Here is a 22,975-nt window from a genome sequence, read left to right on the forward strand (position 1 = left end):
CTAAAGCTAAATTCTATAAAATAAGTATTTTAAATTATACTAAATTAAGTTTTTATTTATTTTATATTAACTATAATAAACAAATTTTAAATTAGGAGATAAGCAATGAGATTGTTTTTATTTATGTGCTTTTTCTGTATTGGCTTATTTGCAAAAAATATCGCATATAGTCCAGAAGTTCTTTCTTTATATCTTAACAAAGATGATAAAAAGGCAACAGGTAGGCTTTTGCCGACAAATGCTTTTAATATTTTGCAAAGTGACAAGGATAAATACTTGATTGAAGTTGAGGGTTTTGTAAATCCTAAAACGCCTTTTGTATTGTATTTTAATGATAGTCAAAGGGTTATGGTTGCAGCTTTTAGTAAAAATACTAAGCTTGATTTTAAAAATAAAATCGATGGAAAAAATGGCAAATGGGACAAGGCTAGTATAGAAGTTTGGGTAGATAAAAAGGATTTTGAAAAAAATAATAAAGATATGTTTGTAAGGGCTAAAACGCTTTATAGTGAAAATTGTGGAATTTGTCATAGTGCTCATAAAGAAAGTGAATTTGGTGCAAATGCTTGGCCAGCTACCTTTCGTTCAATGGCTGATAGGACAGGGATTGATAAAAAAGACAGATGGCTAGTTATAGAGTATCTACAAAAACATTCAAAAGACATAAAGGGGACAAAATGAGTTTAGATAGAAGAAAATTTTTAAAAAGAGGGGCTATTTTAGGGGCTAGTTTGCCTGTTTTACCAAGCCTTGCAAATAGTGCAAGTATAAAGGCTGAAAAGATAAATTCAGGTCTTGTAAAAAATGGTACTATCATAACAGCAGCACACTGGGGAATTTTAAAACTTAGCATAAAAGATGGGGTTGTGGTAAAATCTGAACCCTTTGAAAAAATCACTAAAATGGACAATCCTTTACAACACTACACCCCTGACATGATTTATAAATCAAGAGTTCGCTTTCCTTATGTTAGAAAATCTTATCTTGAAAACCCTGATAATCCTAAAAGAGAACTTCGTGGAAAAGAAGAATTTGTTAGGGTTAGCTATAAACAAGCCATTGAACTTATAGCAAAAGAACTTAAAAAAACAAGGGATAGTAAGGGAGCGAGTGCTATTTTTGGTGGAAGTTATGGCTGGAAATCAAGTGGAAATATGCAAAATTCAAGGATTTTATTGCATCGTTTTTTAAATGTAACAGGTGGTTTTACAGGCGTTACCGGAGATTATTCAACAGGGGCATCGCAAGTCATTATGCCTTATGTGGTTGGTAGCATAGAAGTTTATGAACAACAAACTTCTTGGGAAAATATCTTAGAAGAAAGTAAGGTTGTAGTTATTTGGGGAGCTGACCCATTAGCAACTTTAAGAATTTCTTGGACAAGCACAGAACAAGAGGGTTTAAAATATTTTGAAGCCTTAAAAGAAAGAAAGATTAAAGTAATTTGCATTGACCCGGTGCGTACTGAAACGATTAAATTTTTAAATGCCCAGTGGGTAGCACCTCGCCCAAATACGGATGTGGCAATGATGCTTGGAATGGCTAGTCATTTAATAGCAGTAGGAAAAGTAAATTATGAATTTTTAGAAAACTATACTACAGGTTTTGATAAATTTAAGGCTTATTTGGATGGTAAAGAAGATGGCATTAAAAAAGATACAAAATGGGCAAGTAAAATTTGTGGTATAAGTGAAAAAAATATAAAATCACTAGCTGAGTTATTTTATGATAATACTACTATGATAATGAGTGGCTGGGGTATGCAAAGGGCACACCATGGCGAACAACCTCACTGGATGCTAGTTACACTTGCTTCAATGATTGGACAAATAGGCACTAAGGGTGGTGGCTTTGGACTTAGCTATCATTATAGCAATGGAGGTGTTCCAACTTGTAAGGGTGGAATCATAGGAGGTATTACTGCAGGTAGTGTTGGAATTTGGAAAAATGGTAAATTTAAAGGTATGCCAAAGGCAGAAGCTAGTTTAGGTGGGGCTGAGTGGTTGCAAAATGCAGCAAGTTATTCTTTTCCACTTGCAAGAGTAGCAGAGGCCTTTTTAAATCCTGGTAAGAAAATTCAACACAATGGCGAAGAATTAACCTATCCTGAGATGGATTTTATTTATTGGGCAGGGGGAAATCCTTTGGTTCATCACCAAGATACAAACACAAATTTAAAGGCGTGGAGAGTACCAAGAACCGTTGTTGTAAATGAAATTTACTGGACTCCTACAGCAAAAATGGCTGATATAGTAATGCCTGTTACTAGCCCTTATGAAAGGGATGATTTAACTATGGCAGGGGATTATTCTAATCAATATATAGTGCCTATGAAAAAGGCAGTTGAGCCTATCGATGAAAGTAGGGATGATTATGAAATTTTTGCTGATTTGTGTAAGGTTTATGGCAAGGATGTTTATAATGCCTTTACTGACAATGGCAAAAAGGCAATGGATTTTATCAAAGAATATTACAATAGTGCTTTAAGACAAACTAGGGCTTATGGGGCTGAATTTGCTACTCCTATGCCTGAATTTGAAGAATTTTGGGCTAAAAATGAGCCTGTGAAATTTGAAGCAAATGTAGAAAGTCTTGAATGGGTAAGATTTGCTGAATTTATTGAAGACCCTATTTTAAATGCGTTGGGTACTGAATCAGGTTTAATTGAAATTTATTCTGAAAGCATTGAAAAATATAATTATGATGATTGTAAACCTCACCCTACTTGGTTTGAGCCTATTGAATGGCTTGGAAATGCAGATAAAAACGCCCCTTTTCATTTACTTACAAATCACCCGATAAATCGCTTACACTCTCAAATGTGCCATACTTCTTTGCGTGAAAAATACGCAGTTGGTGGGAGAGAGCCAATTCTTATTAATAGTAAGGACGCTAAAAAGCTTGGCGTTAAAAATGGTGATATAGTGCGTGTGTTTAATAAAAGAGGCGAGGTCTTGGCAGGTGCTGTTGTGAGTAGTGATATCATGCAAGGCGTGGTTAGACTTTGTGAGGGTGGTTGGTATGATCCTGATGAAAATGGGCTTTGTAAGTATGGAAGTGCAAATGTATTAACCATTGATATTCCTACTTCAAAACTAGCAAATGGTAATATCTCTCATACAGGTCTTGTAAATATAGAAAAATTTAAGGGTACTTTGCCAGAAGTAACAGCCTTTAGTGCTCCAAAAGGATGCTTGTAACTTGTGCTTTATACACAAGTTATTTTAACTTTAAAAATTAATTATTTATTAAACGAAGTTATATTTTTATTTGTAGAAAAATAAGCAGTTTTAAAATTTAAAACTGCTTATTTTTTGTGTGGAAATTTATGAGGATTTCCACCCATTGTAATATGTTTTATATCTCCATTTTCTTCTATATCATAGGCTTGTCCAAAACCCTTTACAAAGCGACCTTTTCCAAAATTTATCTTTATTAAATGAAAATCAAGCATGGTTCTAATGGTTTTAATACCACCTCCACCACCTGTTTGTCTTTCAAATTCATCATAAATTTTATCAAAAAACTCGCCTCTTTCAATAAATTCTACGTTGCTTTTAAAACGCAATCTCTTACGCAATATTACAGAAGCTGCCTTGCTTTCATCTTCTAAAAACATAACTTCAATATTGTTACTATTCATTTTAAGACTGGTAAAATGTTCACTTACCTCGCTAATATAAATAAAGGTGCCAAATTCGGTATTTACGCAAGGTGCATAGGTACAAATTACCTCTCCTTTTTGACTTAAACTAGCAAGGCAAAGAGAATTAAAACTTCTCATAAAATCAATATATTCTTGCTTTATATGAGATAAATCCTTTATCTCTTTTGCATTTTTACAAAGTCCGATTATGGTATCTTTTAAGCCTTCTTCATTTGTGCTTTTTGGAAACTCCACCCTTAATTTTTCATTTTCATTATAAATAATATCAAGTCCGTTAAAATCAACACCTACAAGCTTAGGATTTTTAGGGTCCTTTATCCCACCAAATTTTTTACACAAATCAATTAAACTATCATGATGATGGGCATTCATATGTGCAATAATGCTGTCAAAACTCATTTTTTCCCTTTCAAAATTAATTTGCAAAATATTATCAATTTTTGAATTAAATTTTAATTAAAATAATAGGCTAATTTCGGCTAATTATTAATAATATTTATCAATTTATAATGGCAGACAGGAAGGGATTTGAACCCTCGAAAGCTTCACTTTACACGCGTTCCAGGCGTGCTCCTTAAACCACTCGGACACCTGTCTAAAAAAATTATTATAGCCAAGAAAAGCTTTAAAGAAATTTAGCAAAAATCAGCAACTTTTTAGTAAAAATATAGTAAAATCACCTTTTTTATTTTGTCAGGGTAGCTCAGCTGGTTAGAGCGCTGGTCTCATAAGCCGGAGGTCGGGAGTTCAAGTCTCCCCCTTGATACCACTTTTAAACTTCAAATTCTTATAATCATTAAAAATAAGAACAAAAAACAATCTCAAAGAAAAACTAAAACTAGATAAATAATGATGAAATTTTAAAGATTTATATTTTTTGTTTATTTAGTAATTTTTCCATAATTAGTTTTAAAGATTTAACAAGGCATAAGTATGAAGTATTGGTGATTTATATAATATGTTAATACAAGATATGTTAATCAAAAATTTCGATAAAAATAAATTTTTTGATATTATAGAAAAACAAAAAGGTTTGAGTATTATTCAAATTAATAGGGATAAAAATGGAAAATAAGCTAAAAAACAAGTTAAGAAACTATGATGAATAACTTATAATTATTAAGGACTATAATGGAATTTTTGTTTTACTAAGTCTAATTATTATTTTACCTTTACTTGTAATTTTTATTATTATGCAAGATAATGGATTTAGCAATTTATTTTTACAATAAAGCTTTTTTACTTACTTTGTGCTTGGTATATATACCTTTATATTTGATTTATTATAAATCATTAAAATATAAAATTTATTTTTATAACGATTGTATTATTTTAAGAAATGATAATTTACAGGTTAAAATAAATTTAAATGATATTAAACAAATTACTAAAAGTATAGATACACGCAATGAGCAATTATCAATTATTCAATTTGCTTTTAGAAAATATATGATTATTGTTGTGACACTTTTGTTTATTTATTTTTATATATTGGAGGATTTTTTTGCGATAATATGCGTTTTATGTTTTATATTTTTTATATTATGGAAACTATGCTTTCATTTATATCATGGAGATAAAATAACTGATTATAAATTTTTTGATGCAATCATTATTTCAAGTTATAATCATAAGTTTATTAATATTTTACCAAAAAATAAGAGTGAATATTTACAAATTAAACAATATTTTGAAACAAAACTTAATAAAAATATTGATAAAGTAGTAAAAAATTTTTGATTGAAATTTAAGTTTTTGAAAGATAACAAATGAATAATAATTAAACAAAAGAAATTTTAAACAATGCAAACAATATACTTCAATCGGCATATTTTGTTGGCGATATTTTAGTTAAACAAAACCCTTCTATAAGAACGTTACTTTTTATGCAAGATAATAGCAGATCAGTAATTATTCATATTGCTAATGTAGATGTTTGGGATGAACAATTAATTTCATTGACTAGTGATTTTATTTAAGGAATTATTTTAAGTTTTATACCATAAAAATGGTCATGTTGTTTGGGACAATGCACTCAAAACACCATTTATAAAAGAAATTTATGAAAATGAATATAACATTTATGTAAATGCTAAAAATGAAATAAAAAATGAAATGCTAAATACTGAATTAAATACAAAAATAGAACTAAAAGATGGTGTTTTATATGTAACAATGCCAGATGGTAAAGTATATTCCAACCAAACCAAACCAAACTTCACTCCATCTCCACAAAATTTAAACTCACCTAGCTTTATTATCTTATATTTACAAGATGAACATGGATAAGCTATTGTTAATGCAAGGGTAAAGATAAAAGGATTTAAACATGATAAGGCTTTAAGGGTAGCAAATCTAAAACAAAGTAGTGATATAAATGGTAAGCTTAGATTTAATAAAGAAAAATATTTTAGTGATTGTTATAGCTTTAAGGTTAAGTTATAAGATAATAATTTTTATATAAGCACCCATTTACAAAACGCTAAAAGAATATTTAATACCTATATTAATCACAACATAGTACTTATACTTAAATTTAAGGCAAAGGATAATTTATTATATGATGGCTTTAATATTTATCATTACAAGGGAAATTACTTAATAAATTCTTATATGGCAAGAAGTGGAACAGCTAAGGATAATAATGCTAGAAAAAGCAATAAACAAATAGCAAGTTATTATTATTTAAATCATAATAAAAAGGTTTATTTTTATTATGATGCAAATAATAATTTTTCAAGTTTATTAGAAGGAGATTATTATTTTAAAATAAATGAAATTAATAAAGACACAGGACCTTCTTTTTTAAAAACTTATCCCTTTGAGTTAGGAAAAAGTTGGGGGTAAGTATAGTGTTAGATTATATACTGATAAAGAATGTTGCAAGACCTTTACTAAAAAAGATAATATTATTAAAGATAACTTGTATCTTTATAGTGTAAATGAAAAAGCAGAATTTGGAAGTAGTGGTAGTATAGGTATAATAAATAATCATTTAGTAGAATTACTAAGCAATAAAAGTAAATTAGTATAAAATGAAGAAGAAAACATTGTTTATATAAAAGTTGCTTATCCCAAACAAGATAATAATAAGATTAGGTTTGTGGTAGGAGAGAATGATAAAACATAAAATGTCATAATTACAAAAAGGATAAAGAGTGAAATTTTTAAATTTTATTTTAATTATATCTTTAATTTGTAGCATTTCTAATGCCTCCAAAATAGCTTTAGCAAACATACACAAACACAAAAACTTTTTACAAAACAAAAAAAGAACAAAAGGCTATTTATTTAGGTATAAATACAAATATTAGAGGTTTTAATAATGTTTGTCCCGATAAAAACGATACTGATAAATACTATGGGCGAAATATATGGATAGTGCATGATTTGGATGAAGTATATAGAAGTTATAAAAATAATCTTAGTATATACCTAGGCAAAATAATTTTTGATAAATAAGGAAACAAATTAATACCCAAATATATTCCTACAAAGCTTGATAATTTAGAAGAAGAAATTAAGAAAATTAATACTTTGTGGCTTACACAATTAAACCATAATTATATTAAACCCATACATAATACTCAAATAATACCTGCAAGTGCGTATTATTTAGAAGATGAAAACAACCTAGAATTTGAGTGTATAATTAAAAAGCATACTAAAATTTTTAACAAAAGAACAAATCATTTCTTATGTAAGTAAAATTCATACTCAAAATGTTAAACAAATTGAAAATTATATAGAACAAATTCATAAAGATTTTGGTTTAAAGCAAAGCCTTATGTCTTTAATGACGAATTATATGAAGAATTAGAAAAGCTATGCATAATCACAAAAGAAGAAGAACAAAATTTTAAAAACAAAACTTGGTTTATTGAAAATCCTTTAAAGCTTACTATGCTTGATTATTTAGCCAAATAAAATAGAAAAGATGATTATTTGATTAGCTTTTATGATGAGTTATTTTATGCTTATTTAGTATGGAGTTTAAAGGATTTTATACTAACACTTTCTCAAGGTATGTTACAAAATGAAATTAATCTTTTGTTTAATCTTGCTATTTATGTGGATGAAAAGAAAATAAAATATAGGTTTTTAGACGAAGAGTTAAAAAAACTTTATGAAAAAGAATTAAAAAGTATAAATCTTTATGAGCGAGATTATTATGACCATAATTTTTTTATAGAGGTTTTTTGATATAAACATAAATGATTATTTTGCTTATGATGAAATAGGATTTAATGCTTATAAATATGAATTTAAAGCTGGATAACCGCCAAAAGTAATAGGCTTTGATAATAGCCTTGCTTTTAAAAGTCCTAATTATATTGAGAAAGAATTAAAGCTTCTAAACTAGGCAAGTATTATTTTTATCTAAATTATCAAAAATATCAAAAAAATTTTCTTACCTAGAACTTTTGCATCCTTTTTATCCAAGTATTAAAGACTTAAAGGGTCGGGATAAAACAATGCTAGAAAACGAATAGGTAAAACTTTCTAAGGCTAAAAAGCCTTAGAATTATAGTAAAGAGTTGATTTTATCAGTGATTGCTTGTTTAGATTGTGCACCAACCAAGGTATCGACTACTTCGCCATCTTTGAAAAATATCAAAGTAGGGATAGAACGAACCCCATATTGAGAGGCTAAATCGCCTTGTTCGTCAGTGTTTACTTTGCAAATTTTAGCCTTACCTTCAAAATCATTAGCAAGTTCGTCAAGTACAGGTGCTAACATTCTGCACGGACCACACCATGGTGCCCAAAAATCAACTAAAGCTACACCTTCTTTTGCTTCTGCAAAATTTTCAGATGTAAGTTCAATATATTTTCCCATTTTTTCTCCTTTATTTTTTGATTTTGTAATTTTATTTTTTTAAAATAAATATTAGCTTAAAAACTAATGTTTTCATAGAATTCTATCTTATCATTTTTAATACAAATTAAATCAAGTTGAAATTCCTTGTTAAAATTGTGCTTAATCATATAATAATCTATTGTTTTTAGTATCTTATCATACTTGCTTTTATCAACCCTTTGCCACACTTCATAATCTTTTTTTGTAAATTTCACCTCTATAAAATGTAAAATTTCATTTTTCTTAGCTATTATGTCTATTTCTCCATATTTTGAGTGAAAATTTCTTGTAATAATCTCAAAATCATTCTTTTTTAAAAAAGCACAGGCCTTATTTTCCCCTAAAATGCCATTTAAATAAGCTGACAAACCCAAATTTTAATGCTCTATTCTAATCATAAAAGGCAAAGCCTTAACAAAGTCTTGCTTAGCTAAAATATCTAAGAAAATTTGAATATTTTTTTCATAGGTATGATGAGTAGTAAAAAACAATGTACTAAAGGCTTCTTCTGCCTTTGGTTTTTGTAAAAAACTATCAACTGAGATTGAATTTTGACTCATTAATTGCGTTATTTTTGACAAAACGCCGATTTTATCTTCTACCTTTATACGCAAATAGTATTTTGTATAAATTTCATCCTTTTCTAAAAGAGTGTATTTTAAATCATCTTTAAAGCCAAGCATAGAGGCCTTTAATTGTCCCCTTGCTATGTCCATTAAATCAGATACTACAGCACTAGCAGTGGCGTCTCCACCAGCCCCTGCCCCATAATATAAGCTTTCTCCTAGCATATCTCCGCTTACACTAATGGCATTCATAACGCCATCAACCTTTGCAAGCATTTGTTCTTTTGGAATCATAGTAGGATGAACACGAAGTTCGATTTTGCTATTTTTATCCTTTGCTATACCAAGTAATTTTATAACATAATCAAATTCCTTTGCAAAATAAATATCCTCGCTTGAAATTTGACTAATGCCTTGTATTAAAATATCTTCTGGTTTTGCCTTTAAGCCGTACGCTATACTTGCTAGGATTAAAAGTTTATGAGCTGCGTCTTGTCCTTGTATATCAAAGCTAGGATCTGCTTCTGCATAGCCTAATTCTTGTGCTTTTTTTAACACGCTTTCAAAACTTTGCTTTTTTTTAGACATGTTTGTTAAAATATAATTACTAGTCCCATTTAATATGCCCTTTAAGCTTAAAATATGATTTGCACTCAATCCTTCTTTTAATACCTTTATAATAGGAATTCCACCTGCTACGCTTGCTTCAAAGCCAAAGGCTAAATTTTTAGCTAAACTTTCTAACTCATAACGATAATAAGCAAGCATTGCTTTATTTGCTGTAACTACATTTTTTTTCTTTTTTAAAATTTCACTAACTATTTTAAAAGGCGTTTCAATTCCACCCATTAATTCTACAAAAATATCAATATCTTCTCTTTGTAAAATTTCATCCACATTGTGAGTTATTGGTATTAAGGCATTTTTTTTAGGAGTTCTTGCTAGGGCAATTACGGGTTCTATATACTCACCACACCTTGCTTTAATGATTTCTTTATTTTGTAAAAGCGTTTTTGCAACAGCACTGCCAACAACGCCATAACCAAGTATAGCTACTTTTAGCATTTATTCTTCTTTTAGGTATTTTTTAATATTTCTTGCTGCTTGTCGAATACGGTTTTCATTTTCTATTAAGGCTAGTCTTACATACTCATCACCTGCCTCGCCAAAGCCTATACCAGGGCTTACCGCCACACTTGCTTTTTGTAAAAGTTGTTTTGAAAATTCTAAGCTTTTTAAATGTGCCTTATTAGTAGGTAATTTTGCCCATATAAACATACTTGCACTTGGTCTAAGTAGATCCCAACCAGCATTTGTGAAGCTATCAAGCATTACTTCCAAACGTTTAGCATAGATATTTTTAATATCTTCAATGCAAGTTTGATCCCCATTTAAGGCAATAGTAGCAGCTACTTGTATAGGCGTATACATTCCATAATCAAACCATGATTTTATCTTTTTTAAAGCCCCTATTAATTTTTTATTGCCTACCATAAAGCCTACACGCCAACCTGCCATATTATAGGACTTTGAAAGGGTATAGGTTTCAACAGCTACGTCTTTTGCTCCCTCAACTTCAAAAATAGAAGGGGTTTTATAATCCCCAAATGTTAATTCAGCATAGGCAATATCAGAAATCACATAAAAACGTTCTTTTTTTGCCATTGCTACAAGTCTATCATAAAAGCTTTTTTGCACGGTTACGGTGGTAGGATTATGCGGGAAATTTACTACTAAAAATTTAGCCCTTGGAATGCTTTCATAAAGTGTTTTTTCTACATTTTCAAAGAATTTATTTTCATCAAGTTCAAATTTTTCATTATAAATTAAAGGCATTTTAGCCACATTTCCACCAGCTAAAATAAAGGCTTGACTATGTATAGGATAAGCAGGGGTTGGTACTATAGCTACGTCCCCTGGGTTTATAACAGCCCTTGCTAAATTTACAAAGCCTTCTTTTGAGCCCATAGTTGCTACTACTTCACTTTCAGGGTCAAAACTAGCCCCGTATTTTCTTTTATACCAATCACAAATTGCAAGTCTTAATTTATAAATTCCAGCAGAAACAGAATAACCTGAGGTTTTATCTTTATTAGCACTTTCACAAAGTTTATCTATAATGTGTTGAGGGGTTTTGCCATCGGGATTTCCCATAGAAAAATCTATAATATCTTCTCCACTTCTTCTAGCCGCCATTTTAATAGCATTTACTTCTGCAAAAACATAATTTGGTAATCTTTCAATGGTATTAAAACGAATTTCATCAAACATTTTTTCTCCTTATTTAAGCGTAACTTCAAGCCCTCTTTTTATATTGTCTAAGGTATACATATCGCTTATTATTACATAACTTGCAGCACTTGGTACTGCTTCATTTAAAACCTTTTTTTTACTCGTGCTATTAATGCTTTTTATTAAATTTAAATTTCTATCTAAAAATAAAATTTTAGGATACCAATTATCTGAATCGCTTGATTTTATATTAATACTTCTTGCATTTATTAGGCTTATTGTATAGTCTTTAAAAGGCTTTTCTAGTGTTTTTGGGACATTTAAATCAAGCCTTGTGTTTGTTTTCATTATAGCATTTGAAAAATTTAGTTCGTATTCGTAATGATTACTAGCTAATTTTTTGATATTATCTATAAAAACAGCACTTGATTTTAAAAGATTATAAAAGGTGCCAGGGTCTAAGACATACTTTGTTTCAACCCTTATAGTATAATCAATAAAGTCATCTTTTATTATTAAATCAGTCGTAATAAAATAAGTATATCCTGCATCATTTAAGGCATCATTTATAATCTTAAAAAATACAACAGAATCAGCCCTAGCTTTGAAATTTAATTTTAAACTTTGAGAATTTGATAGGGTTAAATTTAATAAGGAATTTGACTTTAAAATCCTTGAAATTGTATCTATATTTAAATTTCCATTTGAATCTTTATGGCTTTGATTCTTAAATAAAAGTTCTATTTGAGAATATTTAGCCGGATTATTTACAAGATTATTAGCAAGTTCAAGGCTATTAATACCAAAAAGATAGGTAGTAAATAAACTTATAAAAAAAAGTTTTTTTACCATTCTCTACCCTTATTTAGTCTTAAAAACTCACCCAAGCTTATAGATGATATATTGCCATCTCTTATTAAAAATCTTTTTGACGCACCTGCTGGAAAGCTTTGAGTATTGCCACTATTATCTATGATATCAAGTGCTGAGGCCCCTGTTAATATGAGTTGGTCTTTATTAAGTGGGAGTTCAAAATCTTCTTCTTTAACCAAATTTGTTTTCCTATATGTTTTAAGGTCAATTGTACCTATCCAAATTTTAGTCTTTGGTTTAAAAAGAACTACCCCTTCATTTACGCTATTTTCAGTACTTTCGCTACTTTGTTTGCTAGAAATTTGAGTTGTTTCAGTAACACTTGTATTATTTGTATTCTCAATTGCTTGTGTAGGAGTTTGTGTATTTTGAGTTGGCAAGGTAGCTATTTGAGTACTATTTGTTTCTTCTGTGCTAACATTTGCTTCTTGTATATTTACTACAACAACATCTTCTTTTTTCTTTTCGGCCTTAGCTTCTTTAAGCTCATCTTTTTCATTAGTAGTGCTTAAATTTTTTAAATTTGTCTTTGCTTGGTCTATGATATTTGACACCATATTACTAGCTACATTATTTTTACTTGTGAAAAATGCCTTAATTTCATCAAAATAATAATACCCACCACCAGCAAGGATTATAACTATTAAAAATATAATTACGGGAAATAAATTTGAGGATTTTTGAGAATAAGAATCAAGCCTTGGGGCCACTGTTTTATTTGGCTTTATTTGAGTTTCTTGTTTTAGATTATTATCTTCTAAATACTTGTCGTATTGTTCTAAAAAATTAGTAAAATCAAGGTCGTATTCTTTACTTAAAATTTTAACAAAACCATAAACATTAAAGCGATGTGCTAATTCAAAATCGTGATTTACAACAGCCTTTAAAAAGGCAAACTCAATCTGCGTTTTATTCGCAACTTCTTTTAAATCCATTTCTTGCAGTTTCTTGTAATCAAGCATTTCGTATCCTATCACATAGTATTGCAAAGGCTGCACTGACATTTAAACTATCAAAATTATGACTCATTTTAATGCCTACGCATTCATCGCATTGTTTTATTATTTTATGGCTAAGTCCAAAGCCCTCACTCCCTAAAATCAAAACTTTCTTTTTATGTCCAAAGTGCATTTTATGGATATCTTGTCCATTAATATCACTTGCATAAATATGAAAATTTAGTTGTTTTAGTTCGTTTAACGCACTAAGTGCGTCTTTAATCAAAGCTATATTTAAACCCAAAGCCGCCCCACTACTAGTTCGCACGATTCCTTGCATTGTCAGTTTTTCACCAACAACCACAAGCCCATCAACGCCTAAAGCATAGGCAGTTCTAGCTATAGCACCTATATTTCCTACATCGCTAATCCCACAAAGCATAACCAAAAATTCACTTTTTTTAATCTCATTAAAATGTGTAAATTCGTAATCTTTTATATCAAGTAAAAAGCCTTGATGATTACCCCCCCTTGCATAGCTTTGAGCTGTTTTAAAATCAAGTTTATTAATCTTAAAACCAAAATTAACAATCTGCGCAAAGGTCTTTTTATCGCATTCTTTTGCTAAAAAAAGTTCATTTACTAAATGCTTATGGTTATTTAAAATGTAAAAAAATACCTGTTTCCCATAAACTAACATCGCATGATTGTACCTAATTTTGACTTAAAAGCATTTTATAAAGTTTTTTTGAATTTTCCCCATTTAGTTTTGATAAGAGTTTAGCCTTCGTTTTTATCGCTATATCAAGGGATAAAATATCATTTTCACAAAGTAAATTTTTATTAAATTCTCCACCATTTTTTTTATCAATAATCACAACCCATTCCCCATTTAAATTTTCATTTTTTAAAATTTGGACTAAATTTATGGCCTTTTCTTTGAATTTATTTTCAAATTTCTTTGATATTTCTTTTATGGCAAAAAGTTCTCTTTGAGGTTCTATTTTTGCTATATCTTCTATTAAATCTAAAATGCGTTTACAAGCTTCATAAACAATGCTTACAAAGGGATAATTTAATATATTTTGAAGTTCTTTTTGTCTTTTATTTTCTTTGCTACTTAAAAAGCCTAAAAATATAAATTCCTTTTCGCAAAAGCCAGAACTTACAAGGGCACTTAAGGCTGCGTTTGCACCGGGTAGTACTTCGTATTTTATATTATTAATTTGTGCAAATTTGATTAATTTATTACCAGGGTCGCTAATGCCTGGCATTCCTGCATCGCTTAAATAGGCTATATCTTTTTCAAAAAGCACTGTATCAATTTTTGATAAAACTTCTTCTTCGTTGTGAGAATGTAGGGATTTAAAGGTTTTTATATTTATATTTGCATTAAATTTTGAATTTAATAAAGTTATTAAGGACTTGCAAACTCTAGTATCTTCGCAAAATATAAATTCACAAGTCCTTAAAATTTCTAAGCTTCTTAAAGAAATATCACTTAAATTTCCTATAGGAGTAGGAATAAAATAAAGCATAATTATTGCATTGCATATTTTTTCTTAAATTTTTCAACACGACCTGCTGCATCAACTATTTTTTCAGAACCTGTAAAAAAAGGGTGACAATTTGAACAAATATCAACTCTAATCTCGCTTTTATTTGACTTTGTAACAAAGCTATTTCCACATGCACAACTTACTTTGCATTCTACATATTCTGGGTGAATTTCTTTTTTCATTATTTTTTCCTTAAATAAAGTTAAGCCGTGATTATAATGAAAAATATATAAAAATTAGTTGAATTTTTATATTAAAAGCTTTGCTGCTATGCTAATGATAGCTGTTTGGCTTTTTAAAATATTTGGCGAAGTTAAAGAAATTTTTTTTGTAAACAATCTTCTTTCATCATCGTTAAAGCCACCCTCAGCTCCTATAAAATAAATTTCATCTTGTGTAAATTCTTTTTTTTCTCCATTAAAATCAACTAAAACTACATTTTTATAAGCATTAATAAACTTTTCAATATTTTCAAAGCTCTCTAATTGCATTAAATTTGACCTGCCACATTGCTGGCAAGAATTAATTAAAATGCGTTTGACCCTTGCAAAATCAATCTTAAAATTTCTTTGTGAAAAATGCGTATAAACTAAGATTAATTTATAAAGATTAAGCTCATTTAAAAAGGGCAGAGTTTTTTCTAAAATTTTATCATCAATTACCCCAAGGGCTAGGGTTATGTTGTTTTTAGAGCTTGTTTTTAAAATTTTATTTTTTAAGCTTAAAGAACAATCATATTTACTTAAATTTGAAAGTTCATATTCATATAAAAAATCATCTTTTAAATTTCTAAATGCTAAAATTTCGCCATTTTTAACGTGTCTAGTTTTAAAATGTAGCAAATTTTCCTTACTAGCAAGTAGGTTTTGTGTCCCACTTGTTTCATTATAATAAAACTGCATATTTAGTAAGTAAATAAGGAGTAAAAAGTAAGATTATTTCTAGTATTAAAACAATAACGCTAAAAAAGCGAAACATTCCATAATATCTTTTTTTTCTAGCCTTTTTAAAGCTTTTATAATGCAGTAAGGCTAAGATAAATACAAGAAAATAAATAACAAGCATTAACAAAATATTAAAATTTAACTCAAATTTTTTTACAGACCAAAGTAGCAAGCCAGTAAATAAAATAAGGGCTAAAAATAGATAATAAGCAGGTAAAAAAAGGCGAATCCTTCTAATATACATAAACTCAGATGCAAGTTTAGTTTGGGTTAAAAAAAGATAAAAAAGCATTAAAAAGCTACTTGCATAAAGCGTATAAATGTGTAAGGCTATGAAAAAAGCGTAACTTTCATTCATTATTTTTCTTTTTTATAAAATTTACTATAGGGCTAATTTGTTTAGAATTTAAATTATGGTCCTTATCATTTTGCAAAGTGCTAAGCCTTTGTGTTAAAAGTTCTTCATCTAAGCTATTTAAAATCCTTGCATTTTCATATTTTAACTCAGCCCTTTTACCATGGCAAGAGGCACATTTTTGCATGTAAAAAGAAGAAACAATACTTTCATTTGGACTTATAGCATTGTTTATATTATTACTATCTTCAACTGGCAGAGGTAAATTTGAATCGCTAATTTGCGTTGTTTCATCGGTTTGTTCTATAGCAACTGGTTCTTCTTTAACGCCTTGGGCATTAACTTGTGCCTTTTTTGTATCGCTACAAGATAAAAACAATAATATAAAAATTAAAAGTATTTTTTTCATTTAAAGCTCTTTTTCATTGATAAAAACATAATCACCTTGCAATTTTTCAAAAAAATTTTTATCATCCCATTCATCTTTAATGCCTTGTGAAAATTCTATATCTTTAAGTTTTATAGGCGTTAAAATTTCACTATAAGCATCATCTTTAAAGCCTTGTGCATAACTTGTCCTAGTTTCTCTAACGATAACGCTTTTCAAAGTCACGCCTTTTTCTCCATTTTGCATCTTTGTTTTATTAAGCAAGGCATCAATTAAAATAAAAAAAACGCGACAAAAATTTTCAGCGCTAACATTCACAGGCAGGCTAATCCACCTTTTAGAATATTTTTTCATATCGTCTAAATAAGCCTTATCATCATCTTTAAAAAGGGTTATAGCGTGGTCAAAACTATCTATTATTTGTCTAACTTCTTTTTTTAAAAGTCCAAAATCATACACCATACCAGCATTATCTAAAAATTTACTCTCTAAAAAAAGTTCAACCTTATAAGAGTGCCCGTGAATACTGCTTTTGCAACGTTTAGAAGAACAATTTCTTACAATATGAGCGTTTTCAAATTCAAACATTTTGCAAATAATCACTCTAATCCCCTATACGCCACTTTTATCGCTCCAAAGTCTAATATGAATTCTATCCGTGTAATTATAACCATTTTTTATGCAAAATTTTGCAACTTTCAAGGCATTTTTTTGAATTTCTTTTTTATTTTCACCAAGACCCATACAAAACACCTCGTTTTTAACATTGCTTAAAATTTCATTAATCTCTTTTTTTGCTCTTTTTTCTTTTATCATTTTTTTATCTAATACAAATTTATAAAAGCTTATTTTTGCATTTTCTTTTATGGCCCTTATGGCTTTGTAATTTAATCTTTTTTCTTTTAAAACTTTGCTATTGCTTAACTTAATGCTTAAAGCAAAGATACATTCTTTATAAAGTGGAAATTTTTCAAAATCAATAAAAATAGAACCATTACTTTCAAAATGCACCTCAAAATTATTTTGCAACAAAAGCCTTATAAAATCAATAAATTCAGTCTTTTTATGATGAATTAAGGGCTCACCCCCTGTTATTACAATGATAGGATTAAATTTTTGTTTTAGCGTTAATACCCTTTGAAAAAGACTTTGTGCGTTAAATTTTTGATAAGTTTTTTTAAATTCCTTTGTATAAACAGCTTGTAAAGTGTCACAACCTCTTAAAATTTTATTATTAATCTTTTTTCTAACATTAAAGCCAAGGCAGTTAAAATTACAACCTGCAAAGCGAATGAAAATAGCTAAATTTCCAGCAAATTTTCCCTCGCCTTGAATACTTAAAAAGCTTTCTACTATATACAAATTTAACCGCCAGTTTCATAAAAAGCGCGGTTAGAAATTATCTGTTCTTCACTACCCCAACGATTTTTTTCAGGCTTATTTGCTACTACTTGTTCTAAAATTTTTTCTACTTCTTTTATATCATTTAAACGCAAGGCATCTTTTATATTTAATGCTTCATCATGGTATAAGCAAGGTATTAAAAATCCTTGTGCACTAAGTCTTAATCTATTGCAAGTTTGACAAAAGGCATCACTATGAGGGTCTATTATGCCAAATTCATAATCCTTAATTTTATACATTGTAACAGGGGCTAAGTCATCTTTTTTATAATCCATTATAGGATATTTTTTTTCTATGATATTTATAATCTCATCTTTGTTTAAGCCCTTTAATTGCCCATAAGCGTGAGTATTTTCCATAAATTCTATAAAGCGAATTCCAAGATTTTTATCTTTTGCAAATTCAAGCAAAGCTATTAACTCATCATCATTAAAATTTTTTAAAGCAACCACATTTAATTTTACTTTTAAGTCAACATTTATAGCACTTTGTATACCTGCTAAAACGCTTGCTAAAACATCTTTTTGTGCTAAAAATTGAGCCTTTTTTGAATTTAGCGTATCAAGGGAGATATTAATGCGTTTAAGTCCTGCTTCTTTTAGGTTTTTAGCATAATCACACAACAAATAACCATTGCTAGTAAGGGCTAAGTCTATATCGTTTTTATAATCATGTATCATTTTTATTAAGATATGTAAATTCTTTCTAAGTAAGGGTTCGCCACCTGTTAAGCGAATTTTAACAATGCCCTTGTCTATGCAAAGTTTTATAAAAATAAAAAGTTCTTCAAAGCTTAATAAATCTTCTTTTGGCTCGTAATCAAAGGGAATTTTAGGCATACAATAAAGGCAACGAAAATTGCATTTTTGCGTTACAGAAATGCGTAAATACTCAATCTTTCTCCCAAAACTATCAATTAACATTTAGCTACTTTATGAGTTGTTTAAATTTCAAAACAAGTTCCACATTTCCAATGCCTATTCTTAAATCCTTAGCTATTTGTTCTATACTTTTTCCCTCTTTAAAAAGGGCGATTACTTTTTGTTCTTCTACATCATAATTTGGAGTGAGTTTAGTAATGCTTTGTGCCTTTTGTTCTAGGCTTAATAGGCGATTTTTTTGTTCATTTTGAAATTCTTCTATTATAGTTTCCATAGCCCTAATGCTTTTTAATATAGGCAAAATTTTATTGCCTAATTCTTGTTCTAGCATATTTTTAAGCTCATTTTTAACAAAGTCATTATCAATACTTTGTTTTACACTTTCTTCTTCATCATCTGATTCTTTTTTAAAATAATGAAGTTCTTTAGTAATATCTTCAATAGCATTTTGTAATTTAGTAATTTTTTCAGCACTTTCTTTGTCTTTTATATACATATAAGCAAGCATTGCAATTAATAAAATAATCACAAAAACAAGATAAAGGATATCATCACTCATTATTTTCCTTTCGGTTTTTAATCATATCTCTTTGAATATCTACAACAAAGGCATTATAAAGTGCTATATCTTCTGGCTTTATCTTTATAATCTTTGCCAAGCTTTCATTTTTTGCCTCAAAAAATATACAAATTTTATTTGAATTTAACTCAAATCTAGCATAATATTGTTTATCTTTTTCTAAGTTTTTATCTAAAAATTGTAAATACTCAAAATTTAAGGCATCCACAACGCCTTCTTTTGATAAGGGCAAAAGCCCTTCGTTTTTATTTAATTTTCTTTCAAGCTTTGCTATATCTTCTTTTATGCTTAGCATAAATTCAAATAAAAATTTTTCACTTTCTTCTAAATTTAACTTAGCTGCTTTTTGTTTCCATTTTGAAAACTGATGAGTTTGCCCGAAATTTAGATATTCTTGCAAGAAGTGATTATCGTTTATATCGCAGTTTTCATAACTTACTTTTAAACCAGCTTTAAAAAAATTTAATTCCATAATAAATCAACCCAAACAAAGATAAAAAATACCACACTTAAATAACCATTTAGTGTAAAAAATACCCTATCAATATGGCTAAAATTTTTATGAACTATTTTGTGTTCAAAAAATAAAATTATAGCACAAAGACAAACGCCAAAAAATGAGATATAATTTAAGGGACTTATCCATACAAATAAAAGCCAAAAAAGAACGGCTAAAAAGTGACAAAAGGCCGATATAAAAAGTGTGGCTTGTTCTCCAAATTTAGCAGGTACTGAGTAAAGTCCTACTTTTTTATCATATTCCATGTCTTGCAAGGAATAAAGCAAGTCAAAACCAGCTGTCCAAAAGCTTACTCCAAGGCATAAAATAACGCTAAAAATATGAATTTCATTAAGTACTATAACACTAGCTGCTATAGGTGCAATGCCAAGGCAAAGCCCTAAAACTAAGTGTGCTAAAACGCTAAATCTTTTAAAGGTTGAATAAAGTGCAAGTATTAATAGCACGAAAAAGCTTAATTTAAAGGCTAAATCATTGATAAAAAAAGCACTTATCACAAATATAAAGGCATTTATTATTATAAAGCTTATAACGCTTGTTTTGCCTATTTTGCCACTTATATTTGGTCTATCCTTACAGCGAGGATTGTTTTTGTCTATATCTTCATCCAAAATTCGATTACAAGCCATAGCAAAATTTCTAGCACTTACTGCACAAATAATGCTTAAAATTAAAGCTTGAAAGCCAAACCAAGCACTATCATTTGCTATTTTAGAAGCTACAATCATAGCAGAAAACAAAAAGGGCAAGGCAAAGATAGAATGCTTAAAAACGATTAATTCTAGTATATCTTTAAATTTTGACCAATATAAATTCAATTTCTTGCCTTAAATTTTTTTTGCTATTATTTTACTAAAAAATTATAAATTTTTAGGAAAATTGCATTTATGTTTTTTGAAATTGCCTTAAAATAAAAACAAGGGGCAAAGATATAATTTTTTTGCTATCATTTAAAATTATAAATTTTTTTAGGAAAGTTTATGTTTTTTGAAATTGCCTTAATTGCCCCAACAGCTAGTGGAAAAACGGCTTTAGCAAATGCTTTAGCTTATGAGTTTAACGCTGTTATTTTAAGCCTTGATAGCCTTTGTGTTTATAAGCAAATAAATATAGCCTCGGCTAAGCCAGATAGTAAAATTTTAAGCGAACTTTCTTACTTTGGTATAAATTTATTAAATGTAAATGAGCATTTTAATGTAAGTTTATTTATGCAAGAATATTTAAGGGCAAAAAATTTTGCTAAAAAAAATAATAGGGCGTTGATTATAGTTGGGGGGACTAGTTTTTATTTAAAGATAATGCTTGAAGGACTTAGCAAGGATATTAAAGAAAGCAATACAAATTTAAGCAATGATGAAATTTACGCACTTTTAAAGGAAATTGATCCAGCTTATAAGATAGAAAAAAACGATACTTATCGCCTTAAAAAATGGCTTGGAATTTATGAAAAAACAAATCAAATTCCAAGCGTTTTTTTAAGGCAAACTAAGCAAAAAGGCATTATAAAAGAACTTGAAATTTATGAACTTTGCATTGAAAAAGAACTTTTGTTAAATAACATTATGCAAAGGACAAAGACTATGTTTAATGAGGGTTTAATTGAAGAGGCTAGTTTTTTATTTAAAAATTATGATGAGAATTTAAAATCCTTAAATTCCATAGGTTTAAAGGAATGCAAGGCTTATTTAAAAAATGAAATTTCCTTAAATGAGTGTGAAAATTTAATAAATACTCACACAGCTCAACTTGCAAAAAGGCAAAGGACCTTTAATAAAAAATTTAATAGCATAAAATTAAATCAAAATGAAGTCCTAAATTTTTTAAGGACAAAATTTAAAAAAATGTAAGTTTTTTCAAAACAAATTTATAAGTATTTTTAGCTTATTTTATCATATAATTTTTTATTAATGCTTATTTTTTATACTTTTTAAAATAAATTTTCTTTTTAAATTAAGTAGTATTTTTTTTTTTGTATAATTACCTTTTTTAAATATTTTCAAATTAAATAAAGGAATATAAATGGGACGATTTAGTCATTTAAAAATCTCAATCAAAATTTCATTATCTGTAGTTTTAATTGTTATAGTAGTAATAAGCATTTTAAGTTATTTTATACTATCTCAAGTAACAAAGACTGTTATTAAGCAAAACGAGGTGCTAATGCGTGAAAATGTCTTAGCTTATACAAATTTTATAGAAGGAAATTTGCAAGAAATGTTAGCTTTAATTAATGCTGAGGCCAATCATTTAAATGCTTCTATGAATTCATTAAGTTTTGATGAACTTTATACTTCTTTGGAAAGTCACCTTGATTCTAGTGATTTTTTAGATTATGCTTATGTTTATTTAAAAGATTCTAAGAATATATCTAGTGATGCAGATTCTGCTTATTTTACAAAAGATAGGGAATTGATTCTTGCTTTATTTGATGAAGACCCTAAAAAAAAGGGATATGTTAAGAGAGTTGATGCTAATGATTATTTATTAAATTCACCTGTGATTAAGAATGTTTTTAATACAAAACAAGCCGTAGTTGGAGAACCTAACAAAATAAAAATAGAAAATTATGATTTTTTTGGTCTTAATATAGCCTATCCATTATTTGATAAAAATCACCAAGTTATAGGCGTTGTAGGTATAGTGTTTGATTTAAAAGCTTGGTCTGATTTAATGGCAGATACCACAAAAAACCTTTATCCAAGAGATGTTCGCACCATTCTTAGTTCAACAGGAAATATAATAGCCCACAAAAATGATAATTATCTAGGAAAAGCATATGATGGGGTAAACAATACCACACAATCAAGTAGCATAATTACAGATATTAAGCAAGGAAAGGCTAAAAAAGATGCCTTATTTATTAAGAATTTTCGTACAATTGCATACCCTAACGATGATTCTTTTGCCATAATAGCACCGATTAAGATATCTAATTTAGATATTTGGTATTTATTTAGCACCTCGGTACAAAGTGAAATTGTTTCTTCTTTAACACATTTACAAAATATAATTATAATCGTGGTTATAATATCTTTAATAATAATAGTTTGTTTAGTGTATTTTCTTACAAATAAGATAGTAGGAAGTAGATTACCAATCTTAGTAAAATCATTAAGTGATTTTTTCCGCTTTTTAAATCATGAAAAAATTAATTTATCAATGATTAAAATAAGGGCACAAGATGAACTAGGTGCAATAGGCACAATG

At 28.6% G+C, this 22,975-nt stretch carries 27 protein-coding genes and 2 tRNA genes; 9 read left to right on the forward strand and 20 right to left on the reverse strand.

All coding sequences use genetic code 11. The annotated features are described in order from the left end of the window. Positions 1 to 105 precede the first annotated feature (105 nt). Positions 106 to 681, forward strand: a complete 576-nt coding sequence (locus FMM56_RS04535) for a cytochrome C (RefSeq protein WP_223810447.1) — start codon at positions 106 to 108, stop codon at positions 679 to 681. Continuing rightward, on the forward strand, positions 678 to 3,200 hold the full coding sequence (locus FMM56_RS04540) for a molybdopterin guanine dinucleotide-containing S/N-oxide reductase (RefSeq protein WP_150207878.1): 2,523 nt from the start codon (positions 678 to 680) through the stop codon (positions 3,198 to 3,200). Before FMM56_RS04535 ends, FMM56_RS04540 begins: the two co-directional genes overlap by 4 nt. Positions 3,201 to 3,307: 107 nt before the next feature. Here the strand turns inward: FMM56_RS04540 and FMM56_RS04545 are convergent, their stop codons facing one another. Beyond that, the gene (locus FMM56_RS04545; RefSeq protein ID WP_150207880.1) at positions 3,308 to 4,066 is read right to left on the reverse strand and encodes a HugZ family heme oxygenase; all 759 of its coding nucleotides are present in this window, start codon (positions 4,064 to 4,066) and stop codon (positions 3,308 to 3,310) included. 111 nt (positions 4,067 to 4,177) lie between these two features. Further along, positions 4,178 to 4,264 (reverse strand) — tRNA-Ser (locus FMM56_RS04550). Positions 4,265 to 4,359: 95 nt separating this feature from the next. Here FMM56_RS04550 and FMM56_RS04555 point away from each other — a divergent pair. The 5 genes from FMM56_RS04555 to FMM56_RS08980 all read left to right on the forward strand — a co-directional run bounded on the left by FMM56_RS04555 (position 4,360) and on the right by FMM56_RS08980 (position 7,870). Beyond that, positions 4,360 to 4,436, forward strand: a tRNA-Met gene (locus tag FMM56_RS04555). Positions 4,437 to 4,870: 434 nt separating this feature from the next. Beyond that, on the forward strand, positions 4,871 to 5,407 hold the full coding sequence (locus FMM56_RS04560; RefSeq protein ID WP_150206453.1) for a hypothetical protein: 537 nt from the start codon (positions 4,871 to 4,873) through the stop codon (positions 5,405 to 5,407). Positions 5,408 to 5,782: 375 nt separating this feature from the next. Continuing rightward, positions 5,783 to 5,956, forward strand: coding sequence for a hypothetical protein (locus tag FMM56_RS08705; protein ID WP_190318987.1), 174 nt, complete (start codon positions 5,783 to 5,785; stop codon positions 5,954 to 5,956). Positions 5,957 to 6,280: 324 nt separating this feature from the next. Further along, positions 6,281 to 6,514, forward strand: coding sequence for a hypothetical protein (locus FMM56_RS04565; RefSeq protein WP_150180386.1), 234 nt, complete (start codon positions 6,281 to 6,283; stop codon positions 6,512 to 6,514). Between the two features lie 1,098 nt (positions 6,515 to 7,612). After that, the gene (locus FMM56_RS08980) at positions 7,613 to 7,870 is read left to right on the forward strand and encodes a hypothetical protein (RefSeq protein WP_223810151.1); all 258 of its coding nucleotides are present in this window, start codon (positions 7,613 to 7,615) and stop codon (positions 7,868 to 7,870) included. A gap of 322 nt (positions 7,871 to 8,192) precedes the next feature. On the opposite strand, the gene trxA is transcribed toward FMM56_RS08980, so the two are convergent. From trxA to mqnP, 18 genes are all read right to left on the reverse strand, one after another. Continuing rightward, entirely contained in the window at positions 8,193 to 8,507 is a 315-nt protein-coding gene (gene trxA / locus FMM56_RS04575; protein WP_150139847.1) for a thioredoxin, read from the reverse strand. Between the two features lie 56 nt (positions 8,508 to 8,563). Further along, on the reverse strand, positions 8,564 to 8,902 hold the full coding sequence (locus tag FMM56_RS04580) for a YraN family protein (protein WP_150139846.1): 339 nt from the start codon (positions 8,900 to 8,902) through the stop codon (positions 8,564 to 8,566). A 3-nt stretch (positions 8,903 to 8,905) separates the two neighbouring features. Then, entirely contained in the window at positions 8,906 to 10,159 is a 1,254-nt protein-coding gene (locus tag FMM56_RS04585; protein ID WP_150139844.1) for a homoserine dehydrogenase, read from the reverse strand. Continuing rightward, positions 10,160 to 11,365, reverse strand: coding sequence for an LL-diaminopimelate aminotransferase (locus FMM56_RS04590; RefSeq protein ID WP_150139842.1), 1,206 nt, complete (start codon positions 11,363 to 11,365; stop codon positions 10,160 to 10,162). Positions 11,366 to 11,374: 9 nt separating this feature from the next. Further along, the gene (locus tag FMM56_RS04595; RefSeq protein WP_150207882.1) at positions 11,375 to 12,178 is read right to left on the reverse strand and encodes a hypothetical protein; all 804 of its coding nucleotides are present in this window, start codon (positions 12,176 to 12,178) and stop codon (positions 11,375 to 11,377) included. Further along, the gene (locus FMM56_RS04600; RefSeq protein ID WP_150207884.1) at positions 12,172 to 13,161 is read right to left on the reverse strand and encodes a hypothetical protein; all 990 of its coding nucleotides are present in this window, start codon (positions 13,159 to 13,161) and stop codon (positions 12,172 to 12,174) included. Before FMM56_RS04600 ends, FMM56_RS04595 begins: the two co-directional genes overlap by 7 nt. Further along, positions 13,154 to 13,837: a 23S rRNA (guanosine(2251)-2'-O)-methyltransferase RlmB gene (gene rlmB / locus FMM56_RS04605; protein WP_150207886.1), complete on the reverse strand. Its 684-nt coding sequence runs from the start codon at positions 13,835 to 13,837 to the stop codon at positions 13,154 to 13,156. The genes FMM56_RS04600 and rlmB overlap by 8 nt, the downstream gene beginning before the upstream one ends. 13 nt (positions 13,838 to 13,850) lie before the next feature. Then, positions 13,851 to 14,675, reverse strand: a complete 825-nt coding sequence (gene rsmI / locus FMM56_RS04610) for a 16S rRNA (cytidine(1402)-2'-O)-methyltransferase (RefSeq protein ID WP_150139835.1) — start codon at positions 14,673 to 14,675, stop codon at positions 13,851 to 13,853. Positions 14,676 to 14,677: 2 nt separating this feature from the next. Beyond that, complete coding sequence (gene rpmE / locus FMM56_RS04615; RefSeq protein ID WP_150139834.1) at positions 14,678 to 14,878, reverse strand: 50S ribosomal protein L31; 201 nt, start codon at positions 14,876 to 14,878, stop codon at positions 14,678 to 14,680. A 66-nt stretch (positions 14,879 to 14,944) separates the two neighbouring features. After that, positions 14,945 to 15,598 (reverse strand): 16S rRNA (uracil(1498)-N(3))-methyltransferase, encoded by a 654-nt coding sequence (locus FMM56_RS04620; protein ID WP_150207889.1) that lies wholly within the window; start codon positions 15,596 to 15,598, stop codon positions 14,945 to 14,947. Next, positions 15,582 to 15,998, reverse strand: a complete 417-nt coding sequence (locus tag FMM56_RS04625; RefSeq protein WP_150139830.1) for a hypothetical protein — start codon at positions 15,996 to 15,998, stop codon at positions 15,582 to 15,584. The genes FMM56_RS04620 and FMM56_RS04625 overlap by 17 nt, the downstream gene beginning before the upstream one ends. Then, positions 15,991 to 16,404, reverse strand: a complete 414-nt coding sequence (locus tag FMM56_RS04630) for a cytochrome c (RefSeq protein WP_150207891.1) — start codon at positions 16,402 to 16,404, stop codon at positions 15,991 to 15,993. The genes FMM56_RS04625 and FMM56_RS04630 overlap by 8 nt, the downstream gene beginning before the upstream one ends. Further along, positions 16,405 to 16,986, reverse strand: coding sequence for a 6-pyruvoyl trahydropterin synthase family protein (locus FMM56_RS04635; protein WP_150139826.1), 582 nt, complete (start codon positions 16,984 to 16,986; stop codon positions 16,405 to 16,407). It abuts the gene before it with no gap. Positions 16,987 to 16,995: 9 nt separating this feature from the next. Further along, entirely contained in the window at positions 16,996 to 17,745 is a 750-nt protein-coding gene (locus FMM56_RS04640) for a 7-carboxy-7-deazaguanine synthase QueE (protein ID WP_150139824.1), read from the reverse strand. A gap of 2 nt (positions 17,746 to 17,747) precedes the next feature. Further along, on the reverse strand, positions 17,748 to 18,710 hold the full coding sequence (gene moaA, locus FMM56_RS04645; RefSeq protein ID WP_150139822.1) for a GTP 3',8-cyclase MoaA: 963 nt from the start codon (positions 18,708 to 18,710) through the stop codon (positions 17,748 to 17,750). 4 nt (positions 18,711 to 18,714) lie between these two features. Next, positions 18,715 to 19,227 (reverse strand): DUF6115 domain-containing protein, encoded by a 513-nt coding sequence (locus FMM56_RS04650; protein WP_150139820.1) that lies wholly within the window; start codon positions 19,225 to 19,227, stop codon positions 18,715 to 18,717. Continuing rightward, a complete protein-coding gene (locus tag FMM56_RS04655; RefSeq protein ID WP_150139818.1) occupies positions 19,220 to 19,720 on the reverse strand; it encodes a hypothetical protein in 501 nt (166 codons plus the stop codon). Before FMM56_RS04655 ends, FMM56_RS04650 begins: the two co-directional genes overlap by 8 nt. Next, a complete protein-coding gene (mqnP, locus tag FMM56_RS04660) occupies positions 19,711 to 20,586 on the reverse strand; it encodes a menaquinone biosynthesis prenyltransferase MqnP (RefSeq protein WP_150206457.1) in 876 nt (291 codons plus the stop codon). The genes FMM56_RS04655 and mqnP overlap by 10 nt, the downstream gene beginning before the upstream one ends. Positions 20,587 to 20,748: 162 nt before the next feature. Here mqnP and miaA point away from each other — a divergent pair, with 162 nt between their 5' ends. Together miaA and FMM56_RS04670 are read left to right on the forward strand one after the other, a co-directional pair. After that, a complete protein-coding gene (gene miaA, locus FMM56_RS04665; protein ID WP_150151630.1) occupies positions 20,749 to 21,615 on the forward strand; it encodes a tRNA (adenosine(37)-N6)-dimethylallyltransferase MiaA in 867 nt (288 codons plus the stop codon). 172 nt (positions 21,616 to 21,787) lie between these two features. Then, positions 21,788 to 22,975 (forward strand): cache domain-containing protein (locus FMM56_RS04670; RefSeq protein ID WP_150207893.1); only part of this gene is annotated, 1,188 nt, incomplete at its 3' end.

This window comes from Campylobacter sp. LR264d (assembly GCF_008633895.1).
In the GTDB taxonomy this organism is placed as follows: Bacteria; Campylobacterota; Campylobacteria; order Campylobacterales; family Campylobacteraceae; genus Campylobacter_D.